This window comes from Chlamydia pneumoniae TW-183, from assembly GCF_000007205.1.
Lineage (GTDB): Bacteria > Chlamydiota > Chlamydiia > Chlamydiales > Chlamydiaceae > Chlamydia > Chlamydia pneumoniae.
The window spans coordinates 1-13,666 of sequence record NC_005043.1 but is presented as its reverse complement, the minus strand read 5'-3'; the positions used below and the strand labels follow the sequence as shown (position 1 = coordinate 13,666).

Sequence of the window (13,666 nt, the reverse complement as noted above, 5' to 3'; positions counted from 1 at the left end):
TTCTGAGCTGCCTGTAGAGCTGGCTCCTCAGAAGGAGCCAGCGAAACCCCTTCAGGAATTTCTTCTGGTCATACTGTCGGAATCTCTCGTTTGACTAAAAGACATAGTAGTCCCGAAATCATCAGCACTCCTCCTAATGCGGAGAGACCGATGCCTAATCCAAAAGAAATTGCTGCACTCAATCCTGGAATCCCTAACGTCAGAAAGAGAGCTCCTGAAATCAGTAAGAGCATACCAAAAACTAAAAAAGTAATCGCTAAAACGCGAAGTTTAGATGGAGAAGAAATCGACCCTACAGAGTGTTGGGGGGGGGGGGGTAGCTGCGGAGATAGAAGTACTTGCATTATGAATCTGTGGTGCCATCGCGATCAAACACATAAATTAAACCCACTAAGCTACTAATATATAGTATTTTATTCAAAGAATTTTAAAGAAACACAGCTCCTGGAGTTTTATGCTAGGTATGGTCCTCGCGAGTAAATAAAGAACGCACTCTAGCCACAAGAGGTGTTTTCTCTTTCAGGATCTTTTAAATCTCTTCAGGTTAGAAGCCTTTGACTCGCTGTTGCGCTGCTGCTATCTTATTACAGATTAAACGTCTTTGTCTATTCTTCCTCTCATCACGCAGCAACCAATCATCGCGAAGCAGCCAATAATCTTCTTCTTTCAAGATCGTATCTTCTGCTAACAAATCTTCCTTCATCACCCCTTGAAATGCCTGCCGAATCTCTCTATACCTCTCGGTCTTCGCCATCCATTGGGATCGAACTTTTTCTCTTTTAATATTATGGTACTGCAAATAGAACTCCATATACGGAACTGTTGCTACTAGATCCAATCTGGCTTGTGTAAAGAGCTCTGCCCCGACCCATAAAAGCTCTTCGTTTATAAAATTCAGTCCTTGAACTTCGAAATGTTTCATCTGCTCTCTAAGATGATCTCTACATGTACGTACTTTTGATTCCAAATCTGAAAAACCCTGGAGTCTCTCCTGGCAATTTGTATATGCTGTTTGTAAATCCTGATTCAACCTTTCTAAGCGCTCTTGGCTACTTCTATAGGTTGGGCTTTCCTTACATTGGGGCTCTACTTTGGCTAACATCTCTTTGCAGCTGTTGTATTGTAGAGAGGCTTTCTCAAAAGTATTTTTCATAAAAAGTAGTGGAAGCTCTACCATACGCAGAGTCATCTCTATCTCTTCGATTCGAAAAATCATCTCCTCAGCATCTTCACATAAAATCTCAAGACGGTTCGTTACATCAGAAAGTACTTTATTCCCTAGTTTTTCTGTCGCATCAAACTTCATCTCAAAGACACTCTCTTCCGCTTTTGTTAATTTCTTAGACCACGTCTCTAAACAATCTTCCAACCTCTGAAGACACTCTGACACCTCCTCGGCAGAGAGAACCTTTTCTCCGTTCTCCCTATACTCTGCTTCCTTGTTCTCTACCTCTTTCCAGTAATGCTCTTGCTCTCGAACACAGTGGTGATACTTCTTTTCTATATCTGCATACAAGTTCTCCAGATTAACTTTTTTAGTCCTTTGTCTCTCTAACACTCTCTCTTCTACAGAAACCTCAGGATACAAAGTTTGCAGCTCTCTCAGCCTCTCCCGAGCTCTGCGAGACTCTTGATTACGAAACTCCGCTAAACCTTTAGATAACCATTTTTCAACATCCTTGACTTTCCTCTGATTCTCATTAGATCTCTCCTTTTCAAAGGCTGCTTTAGCTTTAGCATACGCGTGCCCAGATGCTTTTCGGACCATAGTCGCATGAAAGAGCTCATGACGCTCCATCTTTTCCTCTTTTTCCCTCAAAATAAATTTATCTGCATAACGATCCAGCCACATACAGCTTTTACGTACGGTCTCTATGTCCGTACAATCATGTTCTCCTACCCAAAAGATCGTTTGCTTTAAGTCCTCCCAACAACCATTGATATCCCTAAACCTTTGTTCCGCATGAGCACTCGTATCCTATAACCATTTGAAACGCCCATCCCTCTGGATCTTTGCCTTCTCACATTCATAAAACGCATCTCTATAGCTCTTAAACAGAATTTTATAGACACTCTCCTCTAGTACTCCTACTGCCTTCTTGAATAACTCTCGCGCTACCCCATAGCTATGATCCAACATGACTGATGCCTCCCAAGATTTCCAGGTCACCCTCATAAAGCGATCCATTACCTCCTTAACTGATCTCTTTAATCGATCCGCTCGAGCATCCCCAGAAGGCAAATACCCACACACCCCTGCACAGTAGTAATCACGAAGCTCTTGGGAAGAGAAAATCTCGTAGGCTATATTCTCTAGGGGATCTTGACAATGTTCTACATAATATGCTTCCTCATTCAACACTCGTTGTATGTCTAAAAACTCTGACATCATATCTTTCTCAACAACGTCAAAAACTCGAAGTTTCTCCTTCGCCTCTGTTAAAAGACCTCGATCTTCGTACTTAGGATCCTTCAGCCTCTCTAAACATGCAAACACTTCCTGAATATACGTATCTAACTGATCCAATTCCTTCGGCAACCGATCTAAAATTTTCTTTGTCTCCGGTTCTTTTTGAGCCTTCTCTAGAGCAGGCTCTTCAGAAGGGGTCACAGAAACCCCTCTGGGAATTTCCTCTGAACGTACTGTCGGAACCTCTCGTCTTACTAGAAGGAATAGAAGTCCCGAAATCACGAGCACTCCTCCTAAAGCAGAAAATCCCAAACCGGCTCCAAAAGAGATCCCTGCAGTGAGTCCCGGAATCCCCAAGGTCAACAAAAGCACACCAAGAACTAAAAGAGTGATCGATAAACTACGAAGTTTAGAACAAGAAACCCCTAGAGAGCGTCGGGGGGGGGGGGGGTAGTTGAGGAGATAAGAATACTTGCATTATGAATCTGTGATGTCATCATGCTCAAAAACATAAGTTAAAGCAACTAAGCTACTCATATCAATTATTTTATTCCAAGGTCTTTTTCTCATTTCAAAACCCTGGAAGCATGGACGAAATTTTCTATTTCTTAGAAGAAGGTTGAGACCGTCGTTTCTTGAACAAATCTTTGATTGTTTTACGTTTCTGGATGACTCCAGCTTCTAAATCAGCCAAACGAGATTGGGCAACTCGTAGCCTATAGCGAGCGACATGCCGAGCTCTTGCCTCGGATTCTTGTTATTCACTGGGAGCTTGAATAGAGAGTTCCTCTTGCAAAAGGGCTTCTTCATTAAACTGCATAGCTTCCAAGGCCATTTTAAAATCTCTATACCTCTGTGTCATTTCAACCAATCTTGTTTTAGCCCTACGTTTCTCTTCGTTGTAATAATTAAGATACATGCTAAAATAGACCTTCTCACTCTCTGGGGTCCCTTCCCATGTATTTGTTAAGGAACGCAAATCATAAGTAGACTCGACTGCAATTTCTCGGAGAACCCCTAAACCTGCTCTTTCGAACGTCTGCTTGCTCTCTTTAAGAAGGCGTCTTTCCTCTGCAATATCGTTCTCAAGATTTGAAAATCTCTTTATCTCTTCTTCCAGGCTTGCCTTAGCCTCCTGTAACCTTAGAGTCAGAGCTCGCAATTGCGTATCAGAATCTTGGAATCTGGGATCCTCTTCAAAATAGGGTTTTGCTTTGCTTGCTAGCGCGCAACATAGACTCCCTTTGAAAACAGCTTTCTCTAAGGCTCCCCGAGTTGCAAGAATCGGAAGTTCTTCTTGAGTTAACAGACTCTCAGCACTCTCAGTCTGAGCTAGAATCCCTTCTAAATCTGACTCTAAAACCTTCAACCTAAACTTCGCATATTGAACCTCTTTCTTATTGTTTACTTTTTTAAAATAAGACAAGTGTTTAGAGTAGTCCTTCTGTAATACTTCTAACTCTTCAATATGCTCTGTAAAAAACCTCTCTAAAGAACCCATTTGATCCTGAAATTCTTTTTTCTTAGGGCCATACTCTTGTTTGACTTCCCAGCTCATTTCTACCTCATGACTTCTTAAGACTTTTACACAAGACTCTTGATTCTGATTATCCTCCCTACTGGAGACCTCTATTCTTCCTAAAATATCTGTTAAATCGGATGAAGCCGTCGTCCCTTGAACAGTTGGAGTCACAGTCTCCTGACCTGTGGTTTCTTCTTCTCTCTCGAGGATATTAGGATAAAGCTTTTGAATTGCCTGTATCCTCTCCTGTACTCTCTCAATCTCAAATTTTTTAACCCGTTCCCAAGAAGATATGTACTCTTGTTCAGCTTTCTCTAACTCTTTCTGATTTTCTTTAGAGCTCTGGTCTGTTAAACGATCCCTAGCTTGCGTATAGAGGGACTCTTGATGCTTTAGATGTGCTTTCTTCTGCCACTGTTCATCACGAGAAATCTCAGACAACGCGTCCCTACAGGGGATTCCTGACAAATCCCATTTCTTTGGATCGCTAGGTGTATCTACAACGTTCTCATCAGATAGAGCTAAAAATACCTTCCTATAGCTACTGAGACTTTCAAGCATCTCTGCGTGTTCTTTCATTATCGTCTTTTTATTATCTTCCAAAGAGAAAAAAGGGTTGCCGTGCAAGATTTTCATCTTTGCAGATGACATGCCTATATCTCTATAGCTTTTTTGCAAACTCCTATAGATTACCTTCTCCAGTAACACTGCATTCTTGTGTAACAGGCTCTTTGCTACACCATGTTCATGATTTTCAAAAATAATTGTAAATCGACAAATTGATTTACTCAAAATCATAAATTTCCATGCTAACTTCTCGAAGTTATCAATAATTTTTTTAAAAATTGAGTCCTGATATAAATAAGAAAACGCTTTCCTTAAATTATTGCGCTCAAGTTGCTCTGTTAAAATTTTTCTCTCTACTAAAGTAGTAGCTAAATCTATAAGTCGTTTGCGAGCTGAGAGAAAAAAGAACTCTTCTTCTTCAAAAATTCTTCTGATATCTAAAAATTCTGGAACCATAGCCTTCAAAGAAGATCTGACGACTCTTATCTGATGTTTCGTTTTCTCTTCTAGCCCATGACCATCATAAGGCAGGCTTTTCATGTTCTCCAAATGACTCTCGACAACTTTTATGTAACCTTCAAATGCACTCATCTCCTCAGGAAGTCTTGCTAAAGCGGCTTCAGCTTCCTGCTGCAGCCGTATACTCTCTTCATCTATATCATCTATGACGACTTCTTCAGGAATAGGTGCGGGAACTACTATAGGGACTTCTCGTTTCTTCAGAAGAACGTCGATCCCCAAAGCAAGCATCACACATCCCAAAGCACAAGCACCCATCTCCGCTGGGGAAGAAATGATCGAGCTTAATCCAGGGATCGCTACAGTAAGCAATACCACACCACTTGCAATCAAAATAATGCTAAAAACTATGAGAACGATCGCAAGAATACGAAGTTTCCTCATGGATTGTGGATGTCCCTCGTCCAAGGGATACGTAGGAAGAGAACGTATGGTGCTATCAGCTCCTGAAATAGAAATACCACTTCTAGGGCTGCCAGTTCCTGGTGTCGTAGTTACAGATGCGAGAACTATAGGGACTTCTCGTTTCTTCAGAAGAACATCGATCCCTAAAGCAAGCATCACACATCCCAAAGCACAGGCACCCATCCCTGCCGGGGAAGAAATGACTGAACTTAATCCAGGGATCGCTACAGTAAGCAATACCACACCACTTGCAATCAAAATAATGCTAAAAACTATGAGAACGATCGCAAGAATACGAAGTTTCCTCATGGATTGTGGATGTCCCTCGTCCAAGAGATACGTAGGAAGAGAACGTATGGTGCTATCAGCTCCTGAAATAGAAATACCACTTCTAGGGCTGCCAGTTCCTGGTGTCGTAGTTACAGATGCGAGAACTATAGGGACTTCTCGTTTCTTCAGAAGAACATCGATCCCTAAAGCAAGCATCACACATCCCAAAGCACAGGCACCCATCCCTGCCGGGGAAGAAATGACTGAACTTAATCCAGGGATCGCTACAGTAAGCAATACCACACCACCTGCAATCAAAATAATGCTCAAAGCTATGAGAACGATCGCAAGAATACGAAGTTTCCTCATGGATTGTGGGTTTCCTTCATCTAAGAGAGACGTTGAAAGAGAGCTTGTAGTGCTATCAGTTAGCGGTATCACGACAAGAAAGGAAAAAATGAGCGAAAGGTTATAGCGAAAACTCTTTTAATAAAAGTTCATTTAAATACTTATAGAAAGCACATCATAAGGTGAGAAGACAAAAAGCTCATTGCGAGGATTTTACAGAAATCATGCTCATGGACTCTTAAAATTCGGCTAGCAATGAGTGTCTGGTTTCAAAAAAGAAGTCAATGTATCGAAAAAACTAGACTTCTCTTTAGATTTTTACTTAGAAGCAGTTGCAGGAACCTCTTCGAAGCGCTCTCCTAGAGAGGCTATCAGAATGGCTCGTCTTACTAGGAGTCCCAAGCCCTGAAACCACACGCTCTACTCCTGAGAAAGACGCAAATCAGCTGCCAAAGGACTCAAGGAACAGAACCCTGGAATCCCTATGATTCGTTAGAGAACTCCTCGGAGACAAGCAAACCAAGAACGTAAAGGATTCTCGATAAAATACGAAGTTTAGACAAATAAAGAACCCCTAAAGAATGTCTCTAGGGGCTGAGGTGATACGAGTATTCCGTTATGCATATAAAATGTCGTTATTCTCCACACAAGTTCGAGAAACCCAATGCCTATGATCCATAGTCCAGGATTTATAGTTAAGATCCGGAACCACACAGGCAATGGAAACCTTCTAAAAACGAAATTTGCTTCCACAGTTTATATTATAATTCCTAGCATGGGGGCGGCATTCTATACTTCCTCGACATAAGAGCTCAGTATAGTCGTTAAAGTGATACCGACCCGTTCCACTCCCTACAAAAGCATGTCTTGATACGTGTGCTGCCGGAACAAGCCAAGAGTCTCCGCTAATCACCAGAGCAGCTTCACATGAGGGATCCTTACGGAAAATATCAGGAATATAGGAGAAACTAAAGTCATAGAGTACATCCTGAGGAAGTGCCAGCTTCTCAAAGCGTATGCCTAGAGGTACAGAAATCGATGTTAAACTCCCATTACTAAATCTACGGCCATCTGCAGTCGTCTCTTTGAAATCTCCCTGATAAGCATAAACTAATTGTAGTTTCATAAATGGGATGGCACCTTGGAAAAGTCTTCCGTTCTCAAATACCAATAGAGGCATGCTCCCTCCGCACTCTATAGCCCAACAATTGTTTCTCCAGCTGTTTTTCACCATAGGGAAATTTGCGTAGTCTGTTTTCATATCATTGGTGGCATGACCATAAGCACACAAAAAATGAAAAATCATAAGAGGATTTTGAAGAAACCTTCTTGAGAGAATCCCGACGTTTACATTAGGGTTACGCGAAGCATAACGGAAAATATTCCCTAGGGAGGTTGTATATTGATAGAGATACGATCCTAAATACATTCTGTATTCGTTGTTGGAAACCGCATAGTCCTTGTCTCTACTAAAGAGTTGGGAAAATGCCATCGAGGTATAGTGCTTAGGTGTGATCTCATTATTTACAGATAGAACATATCCACCGCTATTATGACGGTACCTTATATTGTCTTCGGAGGCAGATACATGGAAGAAATTCCCAATTCCATCGATCCACAGCCCTCGATCTGTCTGTAAGCTCGATGCATGGGTCTCTTGAACCTGCATTAAGGATCTGACATCTACAGCATTCCCCCACAAGATATTAGGAACTAAATTTCCTTCTTTTTCAGGTCTAGGCTTATAATTTATTTTATCCCAGAAGAATTCTCCAACTTTGTTTCCAGTTCCTGTCCAAGCTAATTTCCAATTGCCTTGAAAACCATAATGGGGACTTACCGGTAGGAAATCTCCAGCAGTTACAGTCACACTACCCCCGGCTCCAGGCTCTAAAGAGAGCAGAGGGAACGTCTGTGAATTTCTCATTCTGAGATCTTCATAGGCATTGCCAGTAGGCGAGATAAGTTCTATAGAGTCCGTCACGGATATCTGTTTATTTGCGGTGTTTGCTTTAATAACAGCTGCTGTTGAGGATGAGCTTAAGCTATCTATATCTATCGCGAGGCCTGTGATGGCAATGTCTTCCTTAGAGGCTATCAGTTTGGTTCCTAAATCTAAAACTAAATGCGATCCTGGAGACTGCGTGAATTTTGAAACTGTGACTTCGGCCCCCTCTTTAATAACTAAGTATCCTGCAGACAGGTTGACGTTCTGAGGGATTGTAGATTTAAAATCCCTAGGATCGTTTGCTAGACTCTTTTCTCCAGAAAAGAGTATGGTCCCTGTGTACTCTTTATTTTTAGGATCTCCGTTGATATTCAATTGGGTAGACCCATCTGCTTCAGAAGTAATAGGATCATAAAATTCTATAGAGTATCCATTTCTCGCCTGTAATTTCAGGAATTTAGCATTTTGTAAAAGATGGATGCCATTCAAAAACGGTAAGCTCGTCCGGTTTCCTTGGAATGTAATTGTTCCTTTCTCTGCTGATAAACTGATCTCCCCTCCAGTATCAATGGCAATAGCTCCACCTAAATTTTGCGAATTTGCATATGATATATTATTGATAAATAGAGTAGGACCTCCTGAAGAGATGCTAAGTTTCCTAGCATAAATGGCTCCGCCACCCATTATGGAATGGTTTCTTTCAAAGACTAACTGTTTATTGTCAGAGAAAGTCACAATAGGAACTGGAGTACTACTTCCTGAAGTGGGAAGACAACAGACAGCCCCTCCCTTACCTATAGGAGTAGTCAATGCCTCATTTTCTCGAAATAGAACATAAGCATTCTGATCAATATCAATATCACCATCGGAGTACAAAGCCCCTCCAGAACCATTCTTGGCAGTATTTTGTGCAAATCTTATCTCTGCCTGATTTACTGCAATCTGTAGGGGACCTGAAGAATGGATAGCACCTCCAAAAGTGGCTGCATTCTGATAGAAAGAGACGGAATCGTAGTTGCCTACTATAGTAACATTCGCCCCACTAATAGCTCCGCCTTTAGTCTTACTTTGGTTTTGTTCAAAACGCACTACATAATTGTTTAAGAGCATAAGTGCATTTTTTGAATAGAGACATCCCTGTTCTTTAATATCTCCGGGGCTCTGAATAAAAGAGAGCGTGGAGAACCCAGAAAAACGTGCCGTTGCTTGAGGATCTTGGCAACAAAGTACAGCCCCTTCCTTTGTAGTTCCTGAGGAAATATTATTAAAATATAACCCATGATGATTTCCTGCGAACGTCACACTTCCTGAGGTCACATTGAAGCAGGCTTTATTTAATGCAGAGTTATCGACGTTAGATATTGAGACATCACCAGTAAGGCTATAGACATCCCCAGCTTGAACATTATAAGAACGTTCTGCATTCTGACTATCTCCATGAAAACTATCTTCTGGGGTTAAAGAAATCGTAGTAGCACTCAAAGAAGTGTCGAAGACTGAGAGCAATGTAAAAGAAAAAACTAGAGGAAATCCGCAGAGCGAAAATCGCATTTTAGTACCTAAATCAAAATGAATATCTGATCAAGCAATACGTCAATAAGAATAAGAAAGCAAGCCGAGCACAAGAATTTCTTGTCACTTAAAAAGAATTATCTCCCGCGTAGACATGGCTTTGCAAAATTTAATTCTGATGGATCCATAAAGTGTAGGTAGAAAGGCAAATCGAAATTTTCTGCTTTCGTTTTTGCAACTTAGAAATGTGTATTTAGATAAAAAAAGCATGTTAGAAAGATCTCTAACATGCTTTTATGATTTTTTAAGACAGACTGTGACAGAAAATTCTAGCCCTTATCTAATTCTAAAAGTAAAAGTTCGTTCACTCGCTTGGGAGGAGCTTTTCCTGCTGTACGCTTCATAATCTGCCCGACTAGGAATCCTAGAGCCTTAGTCTTTCCATTTTTATAGTCTACGATAGATTCAGGATTTGCAAGAACCACCTCTGCGATAATTTTCTGCAATTCCCCTTCATCTGACATGGGAAGCAGCTCTGGCTTCTCTTTTAAAATCTCCTCAGGATTCTTTCCTGGGGATTCCATCATAAGATCTGCGATTTCCTTAGCAATTTTCCCTGTGATCACACCTTGGTCGATTGCGTTGACCAGCTGAGCGACTCCCTCGGGGAAAATTCCTGAAGATGGCAACTTCACTCCTAGGGTTTTGCAGCGGCCTCCAAATTCAACGGTTACCCAGTTAGATAAAGACCTAAAGTTTTTACAATCTTTACAAGCGACCTCAAAAAACGTTGCGATATTCTTATCGCTGATCAGAATACTTGCGATATCTTCGGATAGACCGTACTCCTGAATATAGCGATGGTACTTGTCATAAGGAAGTTCTGGCAAGGTCTTGCGAATCCTTTCTATATAGGACTCTGTCAATTGTAGTGTCGGCAGATCAGGCTCGGGAAAATATTTATAATCTTCGGCACTCTCTTTGAGACGCATCAGCACAGTTTTTTTCTTTTCGGGATCCCAGCGGTAGGTAGCGGCTGGAATCACCAGCTTGGGATCTTTATTTGGCTGATTAAGATACTCATCGATCTGACGTTGTTTTTCAGCTTCTAAAGCTTGTGCCATAAAAGCGAAGGAGTTCATATTCTTGATTTCTACCTTATTGCGAAGTTCTGGGGATCCCTTAGGGCGTACGGAGACATTGACATCAAAACGGATGGAGCCTTCTTCCATATTGCAATCGGAAATTCCAATATAGTCTAACAAGGAAACCAAAGAAGTTGCGTAAGCAACAGCATCTTCAGGACAAAACATACAGGGTTTTGAAACAATTTCGATTAGGGGGACTCCGGCACGATTGTAGTCTACACCGGCAAACTCTCCGAAGTGCTTCAGCATTCCGGCATCATCTTCTATATGGGTTTGGGCTAATTCAAAATAACGCTCTTCCCCTTGGACAATCGCCTTAATGCGTCCTCCTCGGATAATAGGATGTTCGAATTGTGTAATTTGAAAATTCCTGGGACTATCGGGATAGAAGTAAGACTTCCTATCGAAACGACTCAATAGAGAGATTTCACCTTCGACAGCGCAGCCAAAAAGCACAGCTTTCTCCACGGCACTCTGATTCAATACAGGCAATGATCCTGGCAATCCTGTACATACTGTAGAAATATTAGTGTTTGGTTCATCTCCAAAGCGATTTAAAGCAGAGCTAAATAACTTGGATGCTGTGTTCAATTCTACGTGAACTTCAAGTCCTATGACTGATTCCCAATCTGCATAAACAGCACTCATGATTGACCTCCTAGAACAACACTTTTGGCATATCTCTTAGAAAACAATTGCTTAATTTGCGCATGCTCTTGGAAACTGTAACCCACTTGGCACACTTGTTGGTCTTGTCCTTGCTGTCCGATAATCTGTAGGCCTAAGGGCAGGCCCTCCTTAGAAAATCCAGAGGGTACGGCAATGGCAGGAAGATACGCTAAATTCATAGCTACAGTATAGATATCCTGTAGATATAAAGTCACAGGATCTAGAATTTCTCCTATTTCAAACGCGGGGCTAGAACAGACGGGCACGGCTAAGATTTCACACTTTTCAAATGCAGTTCTAAATGCTTTTACAATCTTAGCACGCACTGCCGTAGCTTTCTTATAATAAACATTCTGTCTCTCCGCAGACAAGACATAGTTCCCTAAGAGGATTCTGCGCATGACCTCTTTGCCAAATCCTTCTCCACGTGAGAGATCGTAGAGTTGGCTGATGGTATGCGCTTGAGGAGAACGATATCCATAACGCACCCCATCGAACCTTGCTAAATTCGTGGCAGCTTCAGCAGATGCTAAAATGTAATATATAGATACAGCGTGGCTGAGAATATCCAACTCCACATCCACAAGATGGGTTCCTTCTCCTTCAAAAATGGCTAATGAAGAGAAGAAATTCTCCCTAATATCATCACGGAGTCCCTCTAAAAATGTTCTAGGCACCCCAATCACTTTAGGAACCTCCGTAGACAACTTGCTCATAAAAGAATCACGGAAAAACTCTCTTGAGGTTGCATCTTTAGGATCTCTACCAGAAAACACATCCATCATTAGGGCGACGTCTTCTACAGTATTGGCTAAAGGACCGATTTGATCTAGCGAAGAGGCAAAGGCTACAAGCCCGTAACGCGAAACGGCTCCGTAGGAAGGCTTAAAACCTACAACACCACAAAATGCTGCGGGCTGACGGATGGATCCTCCGGTATCTGATCCTAGGGCTACGGGACAAAATCTAGCAGAAACTGCGGCCGCAGATCCCCCTGAAGAACCTCCAGGAACACGAGATAAATCCCAGGGGTTGTGGGTAGGATGAAAAGCAGAATATAGCGTTGTTGATCCCATAGCAAACTCATCCATATTGAGTTTGCCTAAGATAATCCCATCTTCTTTTTTGATTCTTTCTACAACAGTAGCATCAAACGGTGGTTGATAATTCTCGAGCACACGAGAGGCGCATGTTGTCTTCAGGCCTGTAACGTGAATATTATCTTTAATTCCTACAGGAACACCTGCGAGTTTTCCTAAAGGTTCTCCACGCGAACGCTTTTTATCTATGAGCTCTGCCTGTTCTAAAGCTTGTTCCTTACACAAGGAAATAAAGGCACCTACCTGCCCCTCAGCTTCTTCTATTCTATGAAAAAAATGTTGAGTCACCCCTGTGGCTGTCAGTTCCCCTAAAGTCACAGCTTTTGCTAATTCTAAAGCACTATATCGATACATAATTTTTCAGACTCCCTTACTTGATTACCGCAGGAACTTTCACTAATCCCCCTAAAGACTCTGGAACATTACGCAAAAATTCCTCTCGATTGAAATCAGAGGTCACCGAATCTTCTCTCAAATCTTCAACATTTACTACATGCATAAAAAGAGATTCGCATGAATCCGCATCATCAATCTCTATGGCAAGAGCTTCTTTCATAGAAGTAATCACAGCGCTTAAAGAAGTTTGATACTCCTGGATAAGCTCTTCAGAAAGTTGTAGTGCTGAGGCCTTTGCCAAAAGTAAAATTTCTTCCCTATCCAAATGAAATTGCTCCATATGTTATCCTAAATTGCGGCTTATAAAAATATGCTCTTTTCTCAATGCAAGTAAAGAAAGATTATCTAAACTTAAAAAATTGAAGTTTTTATTCTGAACTGTCTCTCTAATCATAAAAACTGGAAGTTGTTTACAGTTCAAAAACTTCTTGAACAACTTAAACCTTTGTATTCAAAAAGTCAACGAGACTGAGAGACTTTAGCAAAGAAGTCTTTTGAAAAAAACTGTTTATTAAATTATAAAAAAGATTAAAAGATGAAATTAAGTATACATCACTTAGGAGAAAAGCGATGCTAGGCAAAATTATTCGAGGATTATCCTCTCTTATTGTTATTCTTTGTGCATTGAACGTGGGACTTATAGGAATCACTCACAATAAATTAAATATTATTGCTAAGTTGTGTGGAGGCGTTTCTACTCCTGCCACCCAAATTACCTATATTATCATTGGAATTGCTGGTGTCATTTGCTTGCTAAGCTTTTGTCCTTTCTGCAGCAAGAAGTCCCGTCATTCACACGGAGACAGCTGCTCTTCAGGAGGCTGCCACTCTCATCATTCTGACAAAAATTAG

At 41.3% G+C, this 13,666-nt stretch carries 9 protein-coding genes; 1 reads left to right on the top strand and 8 read right to left on the bottom strand.

Annotated features, from left to right (window positions below; genetic code table 11):
- Positions 1 to 68: 68 nt before the first annotated feature.
- The 8 genes from CPB_RS05770 to gatC all read right to left on the bottom strand — a co-directional run bounded on the left by CPB_RS05770 (position 69) and on the right by gatC (position 13,094).
- On the bottom strand, positions 69 to 344 hold the full coding sequence (locus CPB_RS05770) for an IncA family protein (protein WP_011126039.1): 276 nt from the start codon (positions 342 to 344) through the stop codon (positions 69 to 71).
- Positions 345 to 544: 200 nt separating this feature from the next.
- Positions 545 to 1,942: a DUF1978 domain-containing protein gene (locus tag CPB_RS00045; protein ID WP_072054065.1), complete on the bottom strand. Its 1,398-nt coding sequence runs from the start codon at positions 1,940 to 1,942 to the stop codon at positions 545 to 547.
- Between the two features lie 36 nt (positions 1,943 to 1,978).
- Complete coding sequence (locus tag CPB_RS00040) at positions 1,979 to 2,782, bottom strand: IncA family protein (protein WP_010892173.1); 804 nt, start codon at positions 2,780 to 2,782, stop codon at positions 1,979 to 1,981.
- A 385-nt stretch (positions 2,783 to 3,167) separates the two neighbouring features.
- Positions 3,168 to 6,062, bottom strand: a complete 2,895-nt coding sequence (locus tag CPB_RS00035; protein WP_011126037.1) for a DUF1978 domain-containing protein — start codon at positions 6,060 to 6,062, stop codon at positions 3,168 to 3,170.
- A 709-nt stretch (positions 6,063 to 6,771) separates the two neighbouring features.
- Entirely contained in the window at positions 6,772 to 9,540 is a 2,769-nt protein-coding gene (locus CPB_RS00025) for a polymorphic outer membrane protein middle domain-containing protein (protein ID WP_011126036.1), read from the bottom strand.
- Between the two features lie 290 nt (positions 9,541 to 9,830).
- Positions 9,831 to 11,297 carry an Asp-tRNA(Asn)/Glu-tRNA(Gln) amidotransferase subunit GatB gene (gene gatB / locus CPB_RS00020; RefSeq protein WP_010882659.1) on the bottom strand — a complete coding sequence of 489 codons (1,467 nt, stop codon included), beginning with the start codon at positions 11,295 to 11,297 and terminating at the stop codon, positions 9,831 to 9,833.
- Complete coding sequence (gene gatA, locus CPB_RS00015) at positions 11,294 to 12,772, bottom strand: Asp-tRNA(Asn)/Glu-tRNA(Gln) amidotransferase subunit GatA (protein WP_011126035.1); 1,479 nt, start codon at positions 12,770 to 12,772, stop codon at positions 11,294 to 11,296. Before gatA ends, gatB begins: the two co-directional genes overlap by 4 nt.
- A gap of 16 nt (positions 12,773 to 12,788) precedes the next feature.
- Positions 12,789 to 13,094, bottom strand: coding sequence for an Asp-tRNA(Asn)/Glu-tRNA(Gln) amidotransferase subunit GatC (gene gatC / locus CPB_RS00010; RefSeq protein ID WP_010882657.1), 306 nt, complete (start codon positions 13,092 to 13,094; stop codon positions 12,789 to 12,791).
- A gap of 290 nt (positions 13,095 to 13,384) precedes the next feature.
- Between gatC and CPB_RS00005 the strand changes: the two genes are divergently transcribed.
- The gene (locus CPB_RS00005) at positions 13,385 to 13,666 is read left to right on the top strand and encodes a DUF378 domain-containing protein (RefSeq protein ID WP_010882656.1); all 282 of its coding nucleotides are present in this window, start codon (positions 13,385 to 13,387) and stop codon (positions 13,664 to 13,666) included.